The 22,948-nt window shown below is 40.6% G+C and carries 21 protein-coding genes; 12 read left to right on the plus strand and 9 right to left on the minus strand.

The window, feature by feature from the left end:
* The first annotated feature begins 65 nt into the window (after positions 1-65).
* Both gorA and FTU58_RS07940 read left to right on the plus strand, forming a co-directional pair.
* A complete protein-coding gene (gorA, locus tag FTU58_RS07935) occupies positions 66-1,418 on the plus strand; it encodes a glutathione-disulfide reductase (RefSeq protein ID WP_096900890.1) in 1,353 nt (450 codons plus the stop codon).
* Positions 1,419-1,908: 490 nt separating this feature from the next.
* Positions 1,909-2,127: a hypothetical protein gene (locus tag FTU58_RS07940; RefSeq protein ID WP_004973244.1), complete on the plus strand. Its 219-nt coding sequence runs from the start codon at positions 1,909-1,911 to the stop codon at positions 2,125-2,127.
* A 159-nt stretch (positions 2,128-2,286) separates the two neighbouring features.
* On the opposite strand, the gene FTU58_RS07945 is transcribed toward FTU58_RS07940, so the two are convergent.
* Positions 2,287-2,733, minus strand: coding sequence for a universal stress protein (locus FTU58_RS07945; protein WP_004973247.1), 447 nt, complete (start codon positions 2,731-2,733; stop codon positions 2,287-2,289).
* 50 nt (positions 2,734-2,783) lie between these two features.
* Entirely contained in the window at positions 2,784-3,233 is a 450-nt protein-coding gene (locus tag FTU58_RS07950; RefSeq protein WP_004973248.1) for a universal stress protein, read from the minus strand.
* 315 nt (positions 3,234-3,548) lie between these two features.
* On the opposite strand from FTU58_RS07950, the gene FTU58_RS07955 reads away from it, so the two are divergent.
* A complete protein-coding gene (locus tag FTU58_RS07955) occupies positions 3,549-4,520 on the plus strand; it encodes an alpha/beta hydrolase (RefSeq protein WP_179990798.1) in 972 nt (323 codons plus the stop codon).
* 47 nt (positions 4,521-4,567) lie between these two features.
* Here FTU58_RS07955 and FTU58_RS07960 read toward each other — a convergent pair whose 3' ends face one another.
* The 4 genes from FTU58_RS07960 to FTU58_RS07975 form a co-directional block, all read right to left on the minus strand.
* Positions 4,568-5,743, minus strand: a complete 1,176-nt coding sequence (locus FTU58_RS07960) for a benzoate/H(+) symporter BenE family transporter (protein ID WP_178318669.1) — start codon at positions 5,741-5,743, stop codon at positions 4,568-4,570.
* Between the two features lie 83 nt (positions 5,744-5,826).
* Positions 5,827-6,489, minus strand: a complete 663-nt coding sequence (leuE, locus tag FTU58_RS07965) for a leucine efflux protein LeuE (RefSeq protein WP_004973255.1) — start codon at positions 6,487-6,489, stop codon at positions 5,827-5,829.
* Between the two features lie 96 nt (positions 6,490-6,585).
* A complete protein-coding gene (gene tal / locus FTU58_RS07970) occupies positions 6,586-7,572 on the minus strand; it encodes a transaldolase (RefSeq protein WP_180062307.1) in 987 nt (328 codons plus the stop codon).
* Between the two features lie 89 nt (positions 7,573-7,661).
* The gene (locus tag FTU58_RS07975; RefSeq protein WP_004973259.1) at positions 7,662-8,552 is read right to left on the minus strand and encodes a LysR family transcriptional regulator; all 891 of its coding nucleotides are present in this window, start codon (positions 8,550-8,552) and stop codon (positions 7,662-7,664) included.
* Positions 8,553-8,659: 107 nt separating this feature from the next.
* Here FTU58_RS07975 and aceI point away from each other — a divergent pair, with 107 nt between their 5' ends.
* Positions 8,660-9,091 (plus strand): chlorhexidine efflux PACE transporter AceI, encoded by a 432-nt coding sequence (aceI, locus tag FTU58_RS07980; protein WP_179996420.1) that lies wholly within the window; start codon positions 8,660-8,662, stop codon positions 9,089-9,091.
* Positions 9,092-9,200: 109 nt separating this feature from the next.
* Here the strand turns inward: aceI and FTU58_RS07985 are convergent, their stop codons facing one another.
* Positions 9,201-10,712 carry an acetyl-CoA C-acetyltransferase gene (locus FTU58_RS07985; RefSeq protein WP_104852102.1) on the minus strand — a complete coding sequence of 504 codons (1,512 nt, stop codon included), beginning with the start codon at positions 10,710-10,712 and terminating at the stop codon, positions 9,201-9,203.
* A 239-nt stretch (positions 10,713-10,951) separates the two neighbouring features.
* Between FTU58_RS07985 and FTU58_RS07990 the strand changes: the two genes are divergently transcribed.
* The 4 genes from FTU58_RS07990 to dnaX all read left to right on the plus strand — a co-directional run bounded on the left by FTU58_RS07990 (position 10,952) and on the right by dnaX (position 17,028).
* Positions 10,952-12,343 carry a 3-oxoacyl-ACP reductase gene (locus FTU58_RS07990; protein WP_180062308.1) on the plus strand — a complete coding sequence of 464 codons (1,392 nt, stop codon included), beginning with the start codon at positions 10,952-10,954 and terminating at the stop codon, positions 12,341-12,343.
* Between the two features lie 133 nt (positions 12,344-12,476).
* Positions 12,477-13,331 carry a MaoC/PaaZ C-terminal domain-containing protein gene (locus tag FTU58_RS07995; protein WP_131260931.1) on the plus strand — a complete coding sequence of 285 codons (855 nt, stop codon included), beginning with the start codon at positions 12,477-12,479 and terminating at the stop codon, positions 13,329-13,331.
* A 170-nt stretch (positions 13,332-13,501) separates the two neighbouring features.
* Positions 13,502-14,707 carry a serine hydrolase domain-containing protein gene (locus FTU58_RS08000; protein ID WP_373886006.1) on the plus strand — a complete coding sequence of 402 codons (1,206 nt, stop codon included), beginning with the start codon at positions 13,502-13,504 and terminating at the stop codon, positions 14,705-14,707.
* Between the two features lie 65 nt (positions 14,708-14,772).
* Positions 14,773-17,028, plus strand: coding sequence for a DNA polymerase III subunit gamma/tau (dnaX, locus tag FTU58_RS08005; RefSeq protein ID WP_004973273.1), 2,256 nt, complete (start codon positions 14,773-14,775; stop codon positions 17,026-17,028).
* A gap of 60 nt (positions 17,029-17,088) precedes the next feature.
* On the opposite strand, the gene FTU58_RS08010 is transcribed toward dnaX, so the two are convergent.
* Positions 17,089-17,538, minus strand: a complete 450-nt coding sequence (locus FTU58_RS08010) for a thioesterase family protein (protein ID WP_004973275.1) — start codon at positions 17,536-17,538, stop codon at positions 17,089-17,091.
* A 101-nt stretch (positions 17,539-17,639) separates the two neighbouring features.
* Positions 17,640-18,800 (minus strand): iron-containing alcohol dehydrogenase, encoded by a 1,161-nt coding sequence (locus FTU58_RS08015; protein ID WP_180062310.1) that lies wholly within the window; start codon positions 18,798-18,800, stop codon positions 17,640-17,642.
* A 119-nt stretch (positions 18,801-18,919) separates the two neighbouring features.
* Here FTU58_RS08015 and FTU58_RS08020 point away from each other — a divergent pair, with 119 nt between their 5' ends.
* The 4 genes from FTU58_RS08020 to FTU58_RS08035 are packed head-to-tail and all read left to right on the plus strand — an operon-like array spanning position 18,920 to position 22,650.
* Complete coding sequence (locus FTU58_RS08020) at positions 18,920-19,429, plus strand: low molecular weight protein-tyrosine-phosphatase (RefSeq protein ID WP_004973278.1); 510 nt, start codon at positions 18,920-18,922, stop codon at positions 19,427-19,429.
* A 3-nt stretch (positions 19,430-19,432) separates the two neighbouring features.
* Positions 19,433-20,473: a UDP-N-acetylmuramate dehydrogenase gene (gene murB, locus FTU58_RS08025; protein ID WP_180062311.1), complete on the plus strand. Its 1,041-nt coding sequence runs from the start codon at positions 19,433-19,435 to the stop codon at positions 20,471-20,473.
* A 6-nt stretch (positions 20,474-20,479) separates the two neighbouring features.
* Positions 20,480-21,607, plus strand: a complete 1,128-nt coding sequence (locus FTU58_RS08030) for a YdcF family protein (RefSeq protein WP_154320702.1) — start codon at positions 20,480-20,482, stop codon at positions 21,605-21,607.
* Positions 21,607-22,650: an alpha/beta hydrolase gene (locus tag FTU58_RS08035; RefSeq protein ID WP_096900878.1), complete on the plus strand. Its 1,044-nt coding sequence runs from the start codon at positions 21,607-21,609 to the stop codon at positions 22,648-22,650. The genes FTU58_RS08030 and FTU58_RS08035 overlap by 1 nt, the downstream gene beginning before the upstream one ends.
* The last annotated feature ends 298 nt before the right edge of the window (positions 22,651-22,948 follow it).

The following is a 22,948-nucleotide window of genomic DNA, read 5'->3' on the forward strand; positions in this document are numbered from 1 at the left end:
TGTTTTTCTGCGCTGAATTTCTGCAGATGAGTATCTAAAAAAATCACGAAAAATTGAGGCATGAAATGGCTAAACATTATGACTATTTGGTAATTGGGGCAGGAAGTGGTGGTATTGCTTCGGCCAATCGCGCGGCGCAATATGGTAAAAAATGTGCATTAATTGAAGTTGCAGATTTGGGCGGGACTTGTGTCAATGTGGGGTGTGTGCCTAAAAAAGTGATGTGGTATTCTGCGCAAATCGCCGATGCTATTCAAAAATACGGCCCAGATTATGGTTTTAATACTGAATTAAAATCGCATGATTGGAATACGTTAATTCAAAATCGTCAAGCTTATATTCAGCGTATCCATGCATCGTATCAATCAGGTTTAGCTAAAAACAATGTTGATGTGATTCAGGGCTTTGCTCGTTTTGTAAATGAAAAAACAGTTGAAGTAAATCAGCAGCAATACACTGCAGATCACATTTTAATAGCCACAGGAACTGAGCCAACACGTCCAGATATTGAAGGGGCAGAGCTAGGAATTGATTCAAACGGTTTCTTTGAATTGCAACAATTACCAAAACGCACGGCAATTGTCGGTTCGGGTTATATTGCCGTAGAGTTAGCAGGTGTTTTAAATGGGTTGGGTTCAGAAGTTGGATTGTTTATTCGTAAACAATTGCCGCTGCGTAGTTTAGATCAATTTTTAGGTGAAACATTACTTGAATGTATGCGTGATGAACATATCCAAGTGCATACGCAAGCCATTCCAAAGAAAGTCACTCGCCAAGCGGATCAGTCTTTGTTATTACATCTTGAAGATGGTTCACAGCATGAGGTCGATTGTCTGATTTGGGCAGTTGGACGTAAACCAAATACACAAGCATTGAACTTGGCTGCTGCAAATGTGCAGATTGATGAAAAAGGATATATCGCAGTAGATCAATTCCAAAATACCAGCCAAGCAGGTATTTATGCGGTGGGCGATATTATTGGAAAAATTGAGCTGACACCCGTTGCTGTTGCCGCAGGACGTAAATTGTCTGAACGTTTATTCAATCACAAACCAAATGAATATTTAGATTATCAAAATGTTGCCACGGTGGTCTTTAGTCATCCGCCTATTGGTACGGTGGGTTTAAGTGAAGCGCAAGCCATTGAACAGTTTGGGCAAGATCAGGTCAAAGTCTATCAATCTTCTTTTACCTCAATGTACACGGCTGTAACTCAGCATCGTCAAGTGTCTAAAATGAAATTGGTCTGCGTTGGTGATGAACAGAAAGTCGTGGGCGTGCATGGTATTGGCTATGGCATGGATGAAATTTTGCAAGGTTTTGCAGTCGCGGTCAAAATGGGCGCGACCAAGCAAGATTTTGACAATACTGTCGCAATTCATCCAACTGCTGCAGAAGAATTTGTGACTATGCGCTAATGGAGTAGCGTAGTCGCACACAAAGAGTATGGGTTAAAAAAATCCATACTCTTTTTTATTTTTGAAATTTGTAGATAAAAAATCAGAAGATAAACGTCAGAAAGATAAAGTTTGTTATCGTTATTTAGTTAGCCTAATAAGAAACCCACCGAAGTGGGCTTGTGCGATCAAACACCATCCATTGTGTCTGGGGTAGATTATCTCACGAAAATGATTAAGGTTTGATTAAGAAATTTTTGTTTTATTAAGTTTATCTTTACAACTTTGTAGTCCATGCTGCAAAGACTTTAAATCTATGTTATAATATAACTTGTACAATAAAAATATCTCTATTCTCTCGTAGTTATTCATCATCATGCTGTGCTGCATTTATTTTCTATGCACTGCAAATTAAGTGTGATGAATGTTGTTGTATTAAAAACTATGCTCAAAATTTTAATTTGAGCTTGATTTGTAAGTTATAAATGAATTGGTGTAAATATTGAAAAAAATGCAAACAATGCTTGCGAAAGCAGTGAATGGTCGCGAAATTATGGTGTCTTTGGTGGCATCAAAGAAAAAGCAAAATACCCGTGATGGTTTTAAATGGGTCGAAGTCGGAAAACATGTGTTGTTGGAATGTGGTCAGGAAATTGAACTGAATTTAGATGGTCGCAGTTTTTATACCGATACGCATGAAATGTTCCGTTTACCGCATCGGGTTAATTAAGTTTTGGTCTGAAATGAATATTCAACCTAGCTAAACTGGATTGCATAATATGTAATTTAGAAAAGCTTTTAAAAGTTTTATCCAGAAAAATCCCGTTCATTGGCGAACGGGATTTTTTTATTTTATCTTTTACTGTGGCAGAGCACAGTTGGTAATGAATTAAACCTTAACAATCAAAACAGGAACAGGAGACTGAGTCAGTACGTTTTGGGCAACGCTACCGAGCATCATCTTTTTCACTCCAGTACGGCCATGCGAACCCATAATAATCAGGTCAGCACCAATTTCATTGGCAATTTGTACAATCCCTTCAGAGGCTGCAACACCGCGGATAATTTTGGTATCTACCGAAATACCTTCACGGCTAAAGGATTGCTGAATTTCAGCCAAACGATTTTGTGCATTTTGTTCAGCCTGCATGAAATAATCGGTAATTGCTGGTGCAACTTTGTAGAAGTCCACGCCTACAAAAGGATCAACTGCAATTACACTCATAATAGTAACAGGGCAATTTAGATCTTTTGCCAATGAAAGTGCTTGTTCGGCTGCAGCATAAGACATAGGTGACTCATCTACTGGAACAAGTAAGTGTTTATAAGTTGTCATGGCAAATCCTTATTAAAAATTTATGATGAAAATATGGCTTAAAATAGTGATTAAGCTTTAACTACAAGCACAGGTAATTCTGTATGACGTAATACGTCTGTGGCAAAGCTACCCAATAATAATTTTTGGAAACCTTTACGACCATGTGAACCCATCACAATCACATCGGCATTTAAGTCTTTCGCAGTTTTGATTACACCTTCAGCAGATACCAAACCCTCAACCACGCGAGTTTCTGCATTTACACCCACTGCTTTCGCAATTTCATCTGCTTCTTTTAATGCCTTTTGTGCATTGGCTGTCGCTTGCACAAAGTATTCTTTCATAATGGCAGATGAATAATTATAGTAAAAGTCAGAATCAGTAAATGGGTCTTCCGCAACAAGGCTAATTAAGGTGAGTTTACTGTTAAATACTTTGGCAATTTCAGCTGCATGTTTGACCGCTGAAAAAGAAATTTGTGAACCATCTACAGGGACTAAAATATTTTGGTACGACATGCGGGTAACTCCAGAAATTATGATTATTCGCCTTACACTTTATTGATAGCATATAGTCTATATAGGTTCAATTTAAAATCTGAAAAAAGATTGATAATTCATTTAATTACCCGCCAAATTTGCTGAAAGAAAAGATAAGCTGAAGATGATGAATTTACTCAACTCAACGGCAAAGCTATACGATAAAATAAGATGCTAAATTTGCAAAAATAAATAGACCTTCATAATTTAATTTTAAATTACTTGGGTTTGAATTGGGCGTATGAATCTTGAGGGAAATGTGGTTTGAAAATAATTTGGATGTTGCTGTGTTTTATGTTGTTAAGTGCTTGTCAAACCACGCAGCAGAACAGTCGAATCATTGCTAGTGCATTTAATCTCACCACAGGCTTGCAGCAGAAAATCATGGATCGCTATGCACCCAAAAATATACAAGTGCAACATGATATTGTGTATGCAACGCAGCCTAATTTGAGTTTTGACTTGTATCAAAACAGTCAATTGCAAGATTTAGCCGCACGCCCGACAATTGTCTGGATTCATGGTGGTGGCTGGATTGCGGGCTCAAAAGCACATGCACGTGGCTATTTTAAATTATTAGCCGCGCAGGGCTTTAATGTAATTGCAGTACAATATCAATTCGCCCCGCATGCAACTTATCCTACTCAGTTGCAACAAATTGATCAGGCTTTAAATTACATCACGCAACATGCAGAAAAGTATCAGCTTAATCCACAACAATTATATTTGGCAGGTGATTCTGCAGGGGCGAATTTAGCTAGCCATTATGCCGAATTATTGAGTAATCCTGCATTTGCACAGCAGTCTAATTTACAACCGACTATTCAGCACAAACAACTTAAAGGGCTGATTTTGCACTGCGGGATTTATGATCTAAAAGCGTTTGTTGAAACTGCGCCAGATGAAATGAATATCGTAGAGTGGGGTGTTTATAATTTGGTGCAGGCTTACACGGGAGATCGGAAACAGGACAGTGAATTTCTGAAGAATATTTCGCCTATTCAACATTTAACGGCAAACTATCCTGCGGTATTTATCAGTGGTGGTAACAAAGACTTTTTAACAGAAACTCAATCTATGCCGATGCTGCATGCTTTACAGCAACAGCAGATTCCTGTGACGACAGCATTTTATCCAGATACAAAAGCATGGTTAATTCACGAATATCAATTTTTTATGCACCAAAAAGAAAGCCAGCAAACTTTTGCTAAAACAGTAGAATTTATCCGAAGCACAGCAGACCCTAATGTATCGCGCATACAATAAATCAATACGATGCTTCAGAAAAAGTGTTTTTTAACTGCTTAAGTTATTTAGCTTTTGCTTTGTTTAAACTTTAAAACTGCCAAAACCACACAACCAAAAATCAGTCCCCAAAATGCAGAACCAATACCAAAAAACTGCACCCCAGAAGCACTAAATAAAAAGGTCAATAAAGCGGCTTCACGCTCTGCAACGTGCTGAAAGGCGAGGGCGATGTTGTGTCCAATAGTGCCAAGCAGTGCAATTCCTGCCAAAGCAGTAATAAAAACAGCTGGGAATGACATCAACAAACTGGTGAGCGTTGCAGCAAAGATCCCCATCAAGATATAAAACAAACCGCAGCTAATTCCCGCAATATAGCGCTTACTGGCATCGGGATGCGATTGATCATCTAAGCTAATCGCAGCACTGATGGATGCGATATTGACACTAAAACATCCAAATGGTGCAAAAATAGCTTGTGCTGTGCCTGTCCAACCAATTAAGTGACGTACATTTGGGTTAAAACCATAGCTTTTGATCATGGCAAGACCGGGTAAATATTGCGATGCCATATTAATGACAAACAAAGGCAGGGCTAAACCTAAAATAGCAGACCAACTTAATTCAGGTTGCATCCAAACTGGTTGTGCAATACTCCATTGCACACTCGGCATTTGAAATTGCAAGAAGATTGGGCATAGTGCGACCCCAATCAATACAGTTAAAACAATGCTATAACGCGGGCTAAATCGTTTTGCCAATACATAGGCTGCCAATAAAGACAAAATAAATGCCCATGCTTCTTGCAGACTGGTAAATAGGGCAATCCCAAATTTAAGCAGCACACCTGCCAACATGGCGCTGGTTAAGCTTTGTGGAATATAAGTCAGTACCTTTTCAAAAATACCCAAAAAGCCAAGCACTGCTGTGAGTACGCCACAAAACAAAAATGCGCCAATTGCTTCGTGTAAGCTATAACCGCTGCCCGTGGCGATAATCAGTGCCAAGCCTGCGGTAGACCATGAGGTCGCCACAGGATATTTAAATTTCCAAGATAAAATCAGCCCGCTTAGACCAATACCTAAACCCAACGCCCAAAACCAAGAGCTGATTTGCTCAGCACTTGCGCCTAAAATTTGTGCTGCCTGAATGACTAAAACCGCGGAAACACTAATACCGACCAAGAAGGTAATAAAACCTGCAAATACTGCAGGCACAGAGAAGTCATTTAAAAGTTTTTGCATGCTTTCTTAGACATATTTTCTATAATTTATGAACAGATCATACACATTTGAACAAATAGTCAAAAGTGTTTTTTATACTTTTTTTATAGCGTTGAGCTTGCCAGTCTAAAGCCAAAACCGCAGAACAAAATACCAATGCTTGCAACGCAAATGGCTGCAATTTTATAGCGTTGATTGAAATAACTGGCTAATTTGACTCCTGAAAAAATCAAGATAGATAAATAACCCATGCTAATGATTTGTAGGACGATGGCTAAAACAGCAAAGCTCAGCATCGGGTAGGTGTAATCAGGATTGACGAATTGCACAAAAAAAGACAAATAAAACAAAATTGCTTTTGGGTTAATAACGCTAATCATTAAAGCAGTTCGGTAGGGATGAACCCGTTCAGTTGTATTGCTCGTTGCTGTTGTAGAAAGATTGGCGTGCGAAGTTCTGGTTTGTGGAAACCATGTTTTATAGGCTGCAATCAGTAGTTTAATACCTAAATAGCCTAAGTAGAGCGCACCAACTACTTTTAATAAGGTGAATAGCCATGGAAAAGCATGCAATAATGAGGCTGCCCCTAAAATGGTGCACACAATTAAAATCAGATCACCCGTAAATACACCGAAAGCAGCTGCATAGCCTGTGCGTATCCCAAAGCGTGAAGCCACTGACATGACATAGAGTGAGTTTGGGCCAGGCAAGAGCACAATTAAGGTTGTGCCAATTATAAAAGTGCTGAGGTCACTAATACCAAACACGCAAACTCACCTAAATAAAAACCGATGTTGCAGTATAACAACATCGGTTTTGTGGCTTAGTAAAAATTTTGGAATTTTACTGGGATAGGTTAAAGCTTAAGCTTTAATCTCTGCATCTAAGCCGAAAGACTGGCGTAATAGGGTGGCAAGTTGCTCACGCGCTTTAATAAAGCCATCAATGCCGCCTTGTAACAATTGGAACGCCATCAAATCTGCCTCAAGTTGCGCTTTGAATTGTTCCTTTTCAATTGCTGCCAGTGGTTCAGCTTGAACTTGAATGCCATTGGTCGATAACGCTGCAGCGACTTCTCGTTCATCAGCTTCAAGTTCTGCCAATAAATTTGGTGCAACGGTCAATAAATCACAACCAGCTAAAGCCAAAACCTGATCTATACTACGGAAACTCGCGCCCATAATTTCAGTTTGTACTTGATGCTGTTTATAGAATTGATAAATTTTCTTCACCGAAAGTACACCCGGATCTTTTTCAATAGGGTAGTACATGACATTTTCAGCTTTTTTATACCAATCTAAAATACGACCCACAAATGGTGAAATCAACGTCACTTTGGCATCTGCACAAGCATGTGCCTGATGTAAACCAAACAATAAGGTTAAATTGGTGTGAATGCCTTCGGCTTCCAACACTTTCGCCGCTTGAATGCCTTCCCATGTCGATGCAATCTTAATCAAAATGCGGTCTGAATGAACACCATAAGCTTGGTACAGTGCTAAAAGTTCTTTGGCTTTGGCAATGGTTGCATCAGTGTCATAAGACAAAGAAGCATCTACCTCAGTCGAAACACGACCTTCAATCAGCTTTAAAATTTCTACACCAAATTTGACCGTTAAAATATCAATGCTGCGCTCAACCAATAGATCATTTATATAACCTTCAGCTTTGGCTTGCTCAAATGCAGCTTCAATCAACGCTTTATTTTCAGGTTGATTTGCAGCCGCCGTAATGAGTGATGGGTTGGTGGTCGCATCCAAAGGACGAAACTTTTCAATCGCAGCCAAGTCACTACTATCTGCAACAATGGTGGTTAAGTTTTTTAGTTGATTTAAGGCTGTCTGTGTCATTCGAGATCTAGTTCTTAGGTTATTGCTTATACATTCAGTTATATCACAAACAGCTTTTAACCCAAGTACCAAGCAAGCGGGTTTGTGGATTATTTACCAGTTTTTCTCAGATTTCGGACGTGATTAATCAAAAAATGAGCAGCAGCGCCCAATTGATGTTCTCGGCTCCAGACCAAATCGACAAAATATTCAAATTTTGGGGTGAAATCTAGCAGCTGTAAAATTTTTAATTCGTGTTGTAGTTCAGGATGTTCATTCAGCATTTCCAAGGGCAAGACACCCCAGCCTAAACCCTGCTTAATCATACTGCAGGCAGAATGATGATTATCGGTACGCCAATAGTGCTTAGAAAATAACAACTCGGGTTTAATCTGCCGATCACGGCTCGCCACTACAATTTGCCGATTTTGTAAAATCTGTTCAAAACTGACTTGATCAGATTCAGCCAGCGGTGAATGTCGGGCAGCGACAGGCACTAAAATTTCACGTTTTAATTCCACAAATTGTTCACTGCTTTGTAATTGTTCGCGTTCAAACATAAAGGCCAAGTCCGCTGCTTGAGTCATGAGTAAATGCAGTGCATCTTCTTGTGGCGCAGAGAAAATATTGATCTGCAATTCAGGAAATTGCTGTTCTAGTAACACAATATAATCTGTCCAGCGAGTGTGTAGTAATTCAGACACCACCACAATATTTAAGTGTGCTTCCAGCCCAGAACTGAGCGCAAAAGCATGTTGTTTCCATTGCTTCATTTCTATGAGCAGTTGTTTGCTTTTTTCGTAAAGACTCTGCGCTTGTGGGGTAGGCAAAGGTTCACGCCCAATCCGTTCAAACAGTTTTAGGTCTAAATCAATTTCTAAATTAGCAATGGACATACTAATTGCCGAAGGCACCTTGCCCAATTGGCGTGCAGCTGCAGAAAAAGAACCCGTTTCCATGACGGTGATAAAAATAATCAGCTGATCTTGATTGATATTCATGACAGAGGTTGGCTTTTATCTTTCAATATTATTGATGGATTCTAACTCGATTGGTCAATTAAATGAAAATAAAATAAGTGGGGAAGGGTAAGTATTTGAGTAAGCAGATGTTGATTTCCAAAAGAAGATGGGTACATGCCCTGAGTTATGAAGTGATTTTATTGGTCATCATTGCTTTGGCATTAAGTTATGTGTTTGAAATGCCAATGCAAGTGACAGGTGGTCTAGGCATTGCGATGGCGGTGACATCGGTGCTGTGGAATATGTTGTTTAATCACTATTTTGAAAAGTTTGAAGCGCAACACCAGCTACACAGAACTTTTAAAATACGCGTTTTACACGCAATTGGTTTTGAAGGTGGCTTAATGCTCGCCACTATTCCCATGGTGGCGTATGCACTAGAAATATCCATGCTGCAGGCAATTTTGATTGATTTATTGATGACGCTCAGTATTTTGCTCTATACCTTTATTTTTCAATATTGTTATGACCATATCGAAGCGAAATTGGGTTATGCTCCGCAACATTCAGTCAGATAAAACGCTAGTAGCTAATTAAAAGTGAGCTGCTATAAATTAAGCGCTATAAAAAAGCCACCTGAGCGAATCAAGTGGCTTTTATTGCTATCTAAATTGGAACTAGGCAGAATTATTTTTCAATAATGGCTGTTACACCTTGACCGCCTGCTGCACAGATTGACACCAATACGCGACCTGAACCTTTTTGATTCAGAAGTTTCGCCGCAGTGGCAATAATACGTCCGCCTGTTGCTGCAAATGGGTGACCTGCTGCCAAAGATGAACCTTTAACGTTTAATTTGCTACGATCAATTGATCCTAAAGGTGCATCTAAACCTAAACGCTCTTTACAGAAGTTTGGATCTTCCCATGCTTTTAAGGTCGACAAGACTTGAGATGCAAACGCTTCGTGAATTTCGTAATAATCGAAGTCTTGTAATGTTAAACCAGCACGTTCAAGCATACGTGGAACAGCGTACGCAGGTGCCATCAATAAGCCTTCTTTTTTACCTACAAAATCAACTGCTGCAGTTTCTTGGAAAGTCAAATAAGCTAAGACTTCATGACCGTTGGCTTTTGCCCATTCTTCAGATGCAAGCAATACACATGATGCACCATCGGTAAGTGGGGTAGAGTTACCCGCAGTCATGGTACGCGCATCACCTTTACCAAAAGCAGGTTTTAACTTCGCTAGTTTTTCTACAGTAGAATCTGCACGTAAGTTATTGTCACGTTCTAAACCTAAAAATGGCGTGATGAGATCATCAAAGAAACCTTCGTCATAGGCGGCTGCCATTTTTTGGTGAGATGAAGCTGCTAACTCATCCTGCGCTTCACGAGAGATGCCCCATTCCAACGTAGTAATGGCTTGGTGGTCGCCCATTGATAAACCTGTGCGTGGTTCACCGTTACGTGGCGCATCCATTAAATCTTTAATGTTGATTTTGGTTAATGCTTTTAAGCGGTCTTTACCTGTTTTTGCAATGTTCAATTCAAGCAATGCTTTACGCAAACCATCGCCAAATGCGATTGGCGCGTCAGAAGTCGTATCTACACCGCCTGCAACACCAACCTCGATTTGACCCAGTGCAATTTTATTCGCAACTAAAAAAGCAGCCTGCAAGCCAGTACCACATGCTTGTTGTATATCGTAAGCAGGTGTTTCAGGAGCAAGGGCAGTATTGAGTACGCACTCACGAGTCATGTTAAAGTCACGGCTGTGTTTGAGCACTGCACCTGCAACAACTTCACCCAAACGCTGACCTTGTAAGTTGAATCGTTCAACAAGACCATTTAATGCTGCTGTAAACATATCTGTATTAGATGCAGTAAAGTAAGCGCCATTAGAACGTGCGAATGGAATACGGTTACCACCGATAATAGCAACGCGGCGAACAGTGTTTTGGCTCATAATTTTATCCTGTTGAACAGAGGTATTGGTATTAGATGGTGCTTTTGTTTGCGTTGAAGCAGTTGTTTTAGCACGGCTAGTCGTGCGGGTACGTGTAGTTTTTGTCGTACTCGTGTTGGAACGGGTTGCAGTGTTGCTACTTTTGCTTGTACGTTTAGCAGTTGATGTATTTGACACAGAATCCGTTGCAGAATTTTCCACTGCTGGATTTTCTTGAGTTGTTTTGCTCATAAGGCTTTTCCAAGCATGTTAAGGGTCTACTTGATGCGTACATTAGCACAATAGTATGACAGCTGAATTGACTACAATGACATTGCAGAATGCATTCAGGTCAAGACATCTGATAATTAACTCAAGTATGATTTAGCACAAACGGGTAACGCTATTGAAATGTGGGCATTTGGCATCATATTGATGTTAAAAGATATCGTGTAATCCATCAAAAAATGAATTTATGAGAGATAATAATCATGACTGATCAATACCAAACATTTGCAAAATCTCCTATTGGTAAATTTGTCATTAAAAATTTGGGTTTACCATCCCCAACTTTTTTAGATCGTTTTGAGTCTGCAACACCAGTGGTAAAAGGTGCAGTACTTTTAGGTGCAGCCCCTGCAAGTGATTTGTCTGCATCAATTGCACAAGTTTTAGCTAATGTACATGCCAACAGTTATGCAGGTAACAATGCAGAATTGCAACAAGCTGCGGCAAAAGTGGGCTTAAATTTAGGTGCATTCAATCCAGGCGATAAAGAATCTAAATTTAAAGTGGTGGTGTTTGATGCTTCAGGTATTGAAAACTCTGAACAATTAAAAGCGCTTTATGAGTTCTTTAACCCAATCGCACGTCAAATTCAGGCTTCTGGTCGCGTGGTGGTGATTGGTACTACACCAGAAACTGCAGGCAGTGTGAAAAAAGCCATTGCACAACGCGCTTTGGAAGGTTTTGTAAAATCGGTAGGCAAAGAATTTAAAAAAGGCATTGCGGCTAACTTAATTTATGTCGATCAAGGTGCTGCAGCAAACTTAGAATCTACGTTACGTTTTGCAATTTCACCACGTTCTGCTTATGTGTCAGGTCAGGTGATTCGTGTGTCGAGTGCTGCAACTGTAGATGTAGATTGGGCAAAACCATTGGCAGGTAAAACTGCAGTGGTGACAGGTGCAAGCCGTGGTATTGGTGAAGCGATTGCGCATGTGTTGGCACGTGATGGTGCACACGTTATTTGCCTAGACGTTCCACAACAACAAGCAGATTTAGACCGTGTTGCTGCTGAAATTGGTGGTTCAACGCTAGCAATTGACATTACTGCTGCAGATGCAGGCGAGCAAATTAAAACAGCTGCCGCTGCACAAGGTGGTTTGGATATTATTGTGCATAATGCGGGGATTACCCGTGACAAAACTTTGGCAAATATGAAACCAGAGCTTTGGGATTTAGTCATTAACATCAACTTGTCTGCAATTGAGCGTGTGAACGATTACTTATTGGCAAATGATGGTTTAAATGCCAATGGTCGTATCGTTTGCGTATCTTCAATTTCAGGTATTGCAGGCAACTTGGGTCAAACCAACTATGCAGCATCTAAAGCTGGCGTGATTGGTGTCGTGAAATTTACCGCACCTGTTTTAAACAACGGTATCACCATTAATGCGGTTGCACCGGGCTTTATTGAAACGCAAATGACTGCTGCAATTCCTTTTGCCATTCGTGAAGCAGGTCGTCGTATGAACTCTATGAGTCAGGGTGGTTTACCTGTAGACGTTGCAGAAACCATTGCTTACTTTGCTTCATCGGCATCGACAGGTATTAATGGTAACGTGGTACGTGTTTGTGGTCAAAGCTTGTTAGGGGCTTAACACTAAATCCTCTACCTATTAGAGAGGATTTAGGAGGGGGGAAAGGGTATATTATTAACCCTCTCTCTAGCTCTCTCCCTGAGGGAGAGAGCACTCCATTAAATAAATTAGAAAAACTTCTCAAAGGTTTAGTATGAATACTCGCCATTTTAGTCAACTTCCAAAACCCTATTTAGCCTATCCAAAAGTGATTCAGGGCTTAATTTTTAAAAAGCCAAAAGGTGAAAAAGTTCTGCCGCAAGTTGAATATGTGGTGGATTCATTCAAGGTCGATCAAAAGCATTTAAAAGCCTATAACGCAGTGACAGGGTTTAAAAATAACGGCTATATTCCTGCAATTTATTTGGCTGTATTGTCACAAAGTCTGCAAATGCACATGATGACCCAAGAAGCATTTCCATTTGCAATTTTGGGCTTGGTACATATTCGTAATCAAGTTAAACAAAGCCGTAAAGTTGGATTGAATGAACAACTGACCTTGTCATGTAAATTTGGTGAATTGCAACCACATGATAAAGGCGTACAGTTTGATTTTATTACCACCGTTAAAGTAGGCAATGAGGTGGTGATGGAAGGTTTGACCACGTATTTAGCACGTCAAAAAACCACCACTAAAGCTGCTGCAAAGCCTGCAGAAAGCAAAGCGCTAAACTATGCCGTTCAAGCTGAATGGGATATTTCTGAAAATACAGGTCGCCGTTATGCTTTAACGTCTGGCGATTTTAACTTAATTCATATCCACGCGATTACTGCAAAAGCATTTGGCTTTAAACAAGCGATTGCGCACGGCATGTGGAGCAAAGCCAAAGCCTTATCTAGTTTAACTTTGCCAGATGCTTATGAAGTCGATGTGTGGTTTAAGTTACCTATGTATTTGCCATCTAAAGTTGAGTTTTTAACTGCAACGGACGCTAAAAATACAGATTTTTTAATTCGTAACAGTAAAAACCAAAAACCGCATGTGACAGGTGTTGTCACCGCGCTTTAATTCAATGATCGAAAGCCCAGATTATTTAAATTTGGGCTTTTTATTTGCGCTAAACTTTTATTAACAAGAAAAACGAGATAAACAGGACGATGCAACATTTAAAGGATTATATTTTTGCTGAAACTGAAAATTATCGTGGATGGGTTGCGCCTGAATTTCATGATTTAGCGATGCAATTTAGCCGTTTGCAAAATGCACGTAGCCAACAGGGCGGGGCTGCTTTAGCGGTGTACTTTCAAGGTCAGAAAGTCGTCGATATTTACACAGGTAAAAAGTCGCCAGATGAAGACTGGCAAGCCGATACGTTATCGGTATGTTATTCCACAGGCAAAGGTGTATTAGCGACACTGGCACATATTTTGGTCAGTCAAGGACTGGTCGATTACGATACTCCCATTTATATATACTGGCCTGAATTCGCCCAAAATGGCAAAGCATTGATGACCTTAAGGCATGTGCTGAGTCATCAAAGTGGTTTATATGACATCCGTAATATCATTGCCGATGCGACTGAAATGGCAGATTGGTCGCACATGCTGGATGTGTTGGCTCAAGCCAAGCCACGTTTTGATGTAGCAAGTGAGGCAGCGTATCAACCTTTAACTTTTGGCTGGCTGGTCGGTGGGATTTTAGAAAAAGCTACAGGTCAAACATTGGCTGAATTGATGCAGCAATACTTGGTTGAATCTTTGGCTTTGGATGGGGCTTATTTTGGTGTGCCTGCGTCTGAGCTTTCCCGTGTGGCGCGACCATTTAAAACTGCTGTGACATCAGCGCAAACAGATACATCACCCACAAATAAACAGACAGCTAAAGTTCAAAGCCAAACTAAATCGAGCAAACGTCCTGTATCAATATTCGATAAAGTCATTGCATGGAGTGGGCAAAATCCGCAAGACTTTCAGGATGGCATGATTCCCAAAGGCATGAAAAATTTTAGTTTTTTTAGTGATACAGGCTTACAAGCCGTGATTCCTGCTGCCAATGGTGTATTTACTGCACAAAGTTTGGCACGTATTTATGCCATGTTGGCGCAGGGTGGATCATGGCAAGGTCAGCAATTGATTCAGCCTGAAGTTTTTCAGAAATTGAGCCAAGTGCAATATGTGCAGCGTGATCGGGTTATGCCTATCCCGATGCATTGGCGATTGGGCTATCACCGCGTATTAAGTTTGGGTAAGCGCTCTCACGGTTTTGGACACATGGGTTTTAATGGTTCAGGCGCGTGGTGTGATCCTGACCGTCAACTCAGTTTTGCCTATACCCATAATTTTGCTGCAGGTTCTTTAATTGGTGATTATCGACTTTGGGGACTGAGTCAGGAAGCCATTCGCTGTGCAGATCGGCAATTGCAAGGGCGTAAAGGCTGGTTTTAGGCGTGATTGTACGTTCACTCTTTGCCAAAAAAACAGTATGCTTAGACCTGTAAAAAGGAGCATTCATGTATCAGGTACTTGCGCGTAAATATCGTCCTCGTAATTTTAATGAATTGGTGGGACAAAACCATGTATCACGGGCATTGACCAGTGCTTTGGAACGTGGGCGTTTGCACCATGCTTATCTTTTTACGGGAACACGTGGTGTAGGTAAAACTACCATTGCGCGTATTTTGGCCAAATGCCTGAACTGTGAAACAGGCGTGACATCTACCCCATGTGAAGTGTGTCCGACCTGTACTGCGGTCAATGAAGGTCGTTTTATTGATTTAATCGAAATTGATGCGGCGTCACGTACTAAGGTTGAAGACACACGTGAGTTGCTCGATAACGTACCTTATGCACCGACTCAGGGACGTTTTAAGGTTTATCTGATTGACGAAGTGCACATGCTGTCTACGCATTCGTTCAATGCTTTGCTAAAAACTTTGGAAGAACCGCCTGAGCATGTGAAGTTTCTGTTTGCGACCACAGACCCACAAAAACTCCCTATTACTGTGATTTCGCGCTGTTTGCAATTTACTTTGCGTCCATTGCAGGTCGATGAAATTACCAGTCATTTAACGGATATTTTAGCCAAAGAACAGATTGTTGCAGAGCAAGATGCAATTTGGCAGATTGCTGAATCTGCGCAAGGTTCTTTGCGTGATGCGATGTCTTTGACAGACCAAGCCATTGCTTATGGTCAGGGTGAAATTCATCATCAAGATGTCAAAGACATGCTGGGCTTGATTGATCGCACCATTATCTATGATTTGATTTTAGCGATTCATCAAAACCAACAGCAGCGTGTGAGTCAGTTGTTATTACAATTTAGACAGCAAGCTTTAGATGTGTCTTTGGTGTTGGATCAGTTAATTTCGACACTGCATGAATTGGCAATCATGCAATATCTGCCAGATTTAAACCTAAAATACAGTGCTGAAATTAATCAAAAAATTCAGCAGCTTGCGGGTCTGATCTCTGCACAAGATTTACAGTTGTATTATCAAATTGCTTGTAAAGGACGCGCCGATTTACAAATTGCCGTAACCCAAGAACAAGGCTTTGAAATGTGTGTACTGCGTTTACTGGCATTTCGACCTTTGCAAGCCAATGAAGTGTTGGTTGCTGCGCCACAAAATACTGCACAAACAGCGGCTTCCCAGCCAGTTGCTCAAATGGAGCAAACTCCACAAGCTGTGGCAACTCAAAATACAGCACAAGCGGAACAGCATGTAACTGAATTAGATGCGGTTGCAACACCTGATCTTGATGGATTTGACTATGAGGATGACGATTATTCAGATCACACCACGACACAAACCAGTGTTGCAGAACCTTCTTCAGATGATTTTTTAGATGAGGATGAGCCTGAAGCTTTAACACATCAAGATCAACAGTCGATTCAAGCGCAACAACCGACTCCGCAAGCGCTACACTCAACAGCTGCGATTTCACCAGAATCTATGTCAGAACCTGCAGTGAATGAAGAAACTGCAATACAGGCTGAGGATAAGCAATCTGAATCTATCGTGTTTGATCCAAATGCAGATGCACAATTGTTTGGTTTAGATGAAGATGCCTCATCGGTAAGCACTACATCTGATGTGCAAAGTCATGATGATTTTTTACTGGAAAGTTTTGATGCCGTTGCACCGTTAGGTGATCTTGCTGCATCAGCCGAAACATCGCTAGTTTCATCTACACTACAATCGAATAATGCTTCACCGTCAATTACACAAAATGTAAGTAATGCAGAAACCGCTTTATTTGATTTAGCAGCGACTGAAGTCGAACCGAATGTTGCCAGTGCGACAGCACAACCGCAGCAAACCATAGCATCTAATGCCGATGATCAATTAATGCCGCAGGATATTCTGCGTTTACAGCCGCAAGTTTTAGAAGGTGAGTGGACTTTAGACAAGTGGGAATATTGGTTTAGACACAGCGAGTTGTCACCTGCCGTGCAAGAATTGGCGCAGCATGGCGTAATGACGGGGCAGATTAATGCTGAATCGGTTTTTCATATTCCTGAGCAATATCAGCAGTTATTGACTCAACTGCAACATGCTTTAGAAAGTGCTTTAAAAGAACAGTGGAGTAAAACTCTGTTTAAAGTGCAATATGAAAATGTGGATGACACGACACCGTACATTTTGCAGCAACAGCGCAAACAACGCGCTTATCAACGGGCTGAAAATTTATTGCATCAAGAACCGATTGTGAAAGATATTTTGCAAAACTTTGATGGCGAATTACATAACATTCAGTTGAAATAACCTGTTGTTAGCTTTTGTTTGCAGAATTTTAAGGCTGGGTCAAACCAGCCTTATTTTTTGCTAAGCGCAAGCTGAATCTGTGCTTTTATATGGCTGTAATGCTTCGCGGATGGAGTCAGGAATCGGGCAGTTTTGGCGTGTAATTCGATCTACAAATACATGCACCACTTGTCCTTGTGCAGCGGCAAGATTTTGATTGTTTTTAAAAATTGCCAAATCATAAATTAAGGATGAGTTTCCAATTTTTTGAATAGCAACACCTACTTCAATCATTTCAGGATAGGACAATTCCTGCAAAAAATGACAGGTGGAATTGACCACTAAACCAATACAGGGTGATCGTTTGGGTTCAAAGCCTGCTTTTTGCATCAGTAGGGCATTGGCTGCGCTGTCAAAATAGCTGTAATAAGTGACATTATTGACATGTCCATACATATCGTTGTCTGCCCAGCGAGTTTGGATGGGAAAGAAAAAAGCGTATTGCTCACGGGTTTTGGTGTCAGGTTTCACAAGTTTACCTATATTTTTATCGACGTGGTGTCATGCTTTAATGGGTGGAAATCATCCCAAATAAATGTAGAAAGTTAAATACAGAACGTTAAGCGTAAATGTTAGGCATAAATGGCTTGGTAAATCTGTAACGCATCCTGCATTTGCATTGCTCTCGGGTTGTTTTGCAATAAACGGCTTTGCAGCATCGCATCTTCTGCCAGTTGTGGCAGCATGTTTTCTGCTATGCCTAGGGCATTGAGTTTTAACACCAAGCCACTTTGATCTAAATGATTTTGTAAATGATCAATAAACAAATCACATAATCCATCTGTGCAGCCTTTACTGCGTGGGTCTAACCAACACATCAGTTCTGCATAATACTGTTTGGCTGCAGGCACATTAAATTTTAAAACTTCGGTTAGTACCAATGCATTGCTATGCCCATGTGAAATATGGAAATGTCCGCCTAAAGGATAGGCAAGCGCATGTACCGCAGCCACAGGAGCATTGGCAAAGGCTTGTCCTGCCAGCATTGAACCAAACAGCATGTTTTGCCTTGCTTGCATATTGCTGCCATCTTCAAGCACTAATTTTAAGTTTTGATCAAGTAAACGCAGCGCATGTTTTGCCAGAAAATCTGAATACGCATTTTTTTTGATTTTAGAAGTATAGGCTTCAATGGCATGTACCATCGCATCTATACCTGTGGCTGCGGTAATCTGTGCAGGTAGATGACGGGTAAAATTGGCATCTAAAATGGCAACATCGGCATATAAAATAGGAGAAACAATGCCTGTTTTACTGGTTGCACCTGTGGTGACAATGGAAATAGGTGTGACTTCTGAACCTGTACCTGCCGTTGTGGGAACTAAAATGAGTGGTAAACGTGGTGCTTTCGCATTGCCAACACCGTACAAGTCCGACAGTTGTTGAGTTTGTGCAGGATGACTCAGCACGGCAATAATTTTGGCGACATCCATCGCACTACCCCCACCAAAACCTAATACAACATCAATATTTTGCTGTTTGGCAAAATCAACTGCTTCTAACACAATCTGTTCTGCGGGGTCGGCTTGCACATTCGAGTAAATGGCATAGTCCAGTTGCAGTTGCTTTAAAATTTCTAAAATAGGTTGATGTAATTGTTGTTGTAAAATGCCAGCATCGGTGACCAATAACAAACGCTTATAATTTTTTTCGGTTAAAACCGTTTTTAGTTCAGAAATTGAACCCAATCCAGAAATAATGTTGCCAACTGTTTGAAATTGAAAATGCTGCATCGTCTTTATTCCTAATTTTTATACTTAATTCAACATTATTGTAGGGTCGCGATATAGGATTCATATCATAAATAACTTAACATAAGACTCTTAAAAATAAAGTAGCTTTGAGGTTGTTTATGTCATCCAAAACGCCATATAAGGTGTTATGTGTTTGTTTGGGAAATATTTGCCGCTCTCCAACGGCAGAAATTGTACTTCGACATTTTTGTGATGAACAACAACTCAATGTGTTGGTAGATTCTGCTGGAACCAGTAATTATCATCCAGGCAAAGCCCCAGATTTACGCAGCCAAAAACATGCGTTCAAACGTGGTTATGACTTATCTACATTGCGCGCGCGTCAGTTACGTATACAAGACTTTGTCGAGTTTGATTTGATTTTGGCGATGGATTTTGAAAACTTAAGCAATATTCAATCTTTAATGCGCCGTGCTGAAGCTGAACTGGGCAGTTTGCGCGCTGAAATAGCCTTAATGAGCGAACACGATCCGCATTATACGCAGCAAGAATTACCCGATCCATATTATGGCGAAGCCGATGGTTTTGAGCGGGTGCTCGATCAATGCGAGTCGAGTAGTCGCGCATGGGTGAAAGTTTTACAACAACAATTTGAATTGAAGGTTTAAGTCATGCACATTCACTACAACATGCAACTCAAACCTTTCAATACGCTCAATTTAGATGCAACTGCGTCGCATTATGTCAAAATTGAAAATATTCAAGATGTACAGGATGCTTTGGCATTTGCCCAGAAAAAACAATTAAATGTGCTGATTTTATCGGGTGGTAGCAATATGTTATTGCCTGAACATATTCATGCCTTGGTCATGCACATGGATATTCAGGGCATCGAAAAATGCGCTGAAGATGATGCAAGTGTCACCCTAAAAGTTGGGGCAGGACAAGTCTGGCATGAGTTTGTGTTGTGGAGTACGGAACAAAAGTTATATGGTCTGCAAAATCTGGCTTTAATTCCAGGTTTGGTCGGCGCTTCACCTGTGCAAAATATTGGTGCTTATGGCGTTGAAGTCGGTGAGTTTATTGAATCTGTGCAGGTCTATGATCGTGAATGCCAACAATTCAGCTCAATTGTTGCTGCAGATTGTCAGTTTGCCTATCGACACAGTATTTTTAAAGATCATCCCAACCGTTACATCATTACCCATGTGACTTTTAAACTGTTAAAACAGGCTGCGTTAAAATTAAATTATGGCGACTTAAAAGCTGCTGTAGGCGATGAGCAAACTGCTGAAAATCTGCAGCAACAAGTCATTCAAATTCGCCAAAGTAAGCTGCCTAATCCTGCAGAATATCCAAATGTAGGTAGTTTCTTTAAAAATCCTGTGATTTCGACTCAGCAATTTGACCAAATTGCAGCACAATTTCCAAATTTACCCCATTACCCACAGCCGAATGCGCAAGTTAAAATTGCAGCAGGCTGGTTGATTGATCAAGCTGGCTGGAAGGGAAAACAACTGGGTGTGGTGGGTATGTTTCATAAACAAGCGTTGGTTTTAGTCAATTATGCCGATGCCACTTTGGCAGATGTGCAACACACCTATCGTGCTGTGCAGCAAGATGTTTTGAGTCGTTTTGGTATTTCACTAGAACCTGAACCTGTGTTATTTGATGAAACAGGTTTGATTCGTGCACATCAACCGGTAGGTTAAGTGAAGATGAAACAGAATCATTGGATGCTCAGATTGGTACAAATTGCTGCCGTGCTATTTGTATTGTTTGCAGCGTTCATGATTTTTATCTATTCACCTTTTTATTCTACTTTGGTGGTCAAAACGCTGAACACTTTGGTACCTGTAGAAGTGAATCAAGTGGCAGCAAAAAGTCAGCAAATGGCGGCTTTTAGTGATCAAGACAGCTTGGAACCCGGTTCAGATTTATGGATTGCCCGACAAGCTTATTTGAAGCTGATGGAGCAAGAGATTCAATCTGAAAATTCGAAAAATTTAACTTTAATTCAGGCTCGTTATAAAGCCTTACAAGCGCTTATTTTAGAAGAACAAACGCAAAAAAAATTAGCATCTGAGCAAGAGTTGCCGCAAGTCCCATTGTTGGTGTCTAATGCAGCTTCTGAAGCAGTTGTAGAAGACCCATCCGAAAATGTAAAAGCCTTGCTCAATTTGGATAGTCATGAAAATCAGGTACTCATGGAACAATACTTGGAGTTTTTAAGCACTCATAAAATTGCCGAAACCGAAAGTGAGCCTGTAGATGAAGAAATCTTTAAAGATATTGCTTTAATTCAGCAACAAAATATTCCAAAAATACCTGCAAACTCTAAACCTTATGCGATTGTGGTTTTAGGTGGTGGCTTAACTTTAGATGATAATGGCAAAGATATTGTGGTCAATGACTACACACGTTTACGTTTAGAAACGACCCTAGCGGTGGTAAAACAATATCAATTGCCGATTGTACTGAGTGGTGTAGAAGCACCTTATATGCAGCGTTGGTTAAAAAAATATGATGTCGAAGCAAAATTATTAGAAGATCGCAGCATGAATACTTGTGAAAATTCACGTTTTAGTTCTTTATTATTACAAAAAAAAGGGGGGGCGCCGACAGTGATTTTGATTACAGACCGTTATCACATGCCACGCACCCGCCGTTTATTTGCTTTAAATGGAATTGAAACGATTCCTGTCGAAGCTCCAATGCCGACTCAACTGACCGCATGGCGTCCAAGTGAACAAAACTATGATCACAGCCGCCGTGCCAATTATGAAATGCTTGCCGCCATTCGGGATGTCTTGATTGGTTCTAGCGCATGTCGCGAGGTGCCATAATGCCTGATATTCCATTTTTAAACCCAAGCGTGTTGAAGCAATTAGATTTGCCAGTGCCGAGTAGGGAAACCACACCACAAATTCTACAACCTTTAAATTTGAATCGTGGTTTTGAACCGAGTGTTGAGTTACAAGCCTATCGACAGCTATATGGTTTTCATTTGTTGGACTGTGAACATTGGCAAGGCTATGTGCAAATGCCGTTGTTTAAATTGCATGTGCAAATTTTTCAACCCGATTTAAGCAAAACCAAATTTGATCAGGTGCAGGGCACGGTATTTCTACTGCATGGCTATTTGGAACATAGCGGGATTTATCAACCTATCGTCAAAGAATTATTAGAGCAGGGCTTTAGTGTTTTGACTTATGATTTGCCCGGACATGGATTGAGTGATGGTTATCCTGCCAACATCAAAAATTTTGATCATTATCAGCAAGTATTACATGCGGTTTATCAATATGTAAAAAATGCCGATCAATTGCCAAAACCGTGGTTGGGCATTGGGCAAAGTACAGGTGGTGCAATTTGGATGCATCACTTGTTGGAATTTGCTCAGCGCCGTGAAAATCCATTTGTAGAGCGTGTGTTGTTGTTATCGCCTTTGATTCGTCCTGCAAAATCGGCATGGTGGCATAACTCTGTTGGTTTGGGCATTATCCGTCGGATTAAGCGTGAAGTGCCGCGACATTTCCGACGCAATAATCATAATCCTGAATTTTTACGCTTTGTGCGTTTAAAAGACCCGCTGCAACCTAGAATGATGGGCATGGATTGGATTTTAGCCATGTCTAAATGGATGTTGGAGATGGAAGAACGTCCAGCTTGCCGTATTCCTGTTTGGTTGGCACAAGGGGCGCAAGATCAAACCGTAGATTGGCGCTACAACATTGAGTTTATTCGGCGTAAATTCCGCCTGCAAACCTTACTCATGTTAGAAGAAGGCTCGCATCAATTAATCAATGAACGTGCGGATATTCGTGCGGCTTTAACAGGGCTGATTCCTGCATTTTTACATGCACATAGCTCTAAGACTTATTATTAATTTATCAACCATCTTTTAAATACGGCTCTACATTTGCTTTGATGCTGTTCTCGGCATCAAAGCATATTTATGCTGCGCTGCTCATTAAAATGTGAAGCGATTTCTAAAATAAAATAGTACTTCACATTTATTTTTTATTTCATGCTCGAGTTTCATGTTTCAGTGCTATGCGGCTTTGTTGCACAAAGATTTGAAATGCAAAGCGCCCCTAATTGAGCCAAATTTAAGGCGTAACTTGGGTAACTGGTCGACCTAATTCCGTAAATCTGTTGAGGACTGCTACACGTGCATGAATCTC

The organism is Acinetobacter sp. YH12120 (assembly GCF_013418795.1).
Taxonomy (GTDB): Bacteria; Pseudomonadota; Gammaproteobacteria; order Pseudomonadales; family Moraxellaceae; genus Acinetobacter; species Acinetobacter towneri.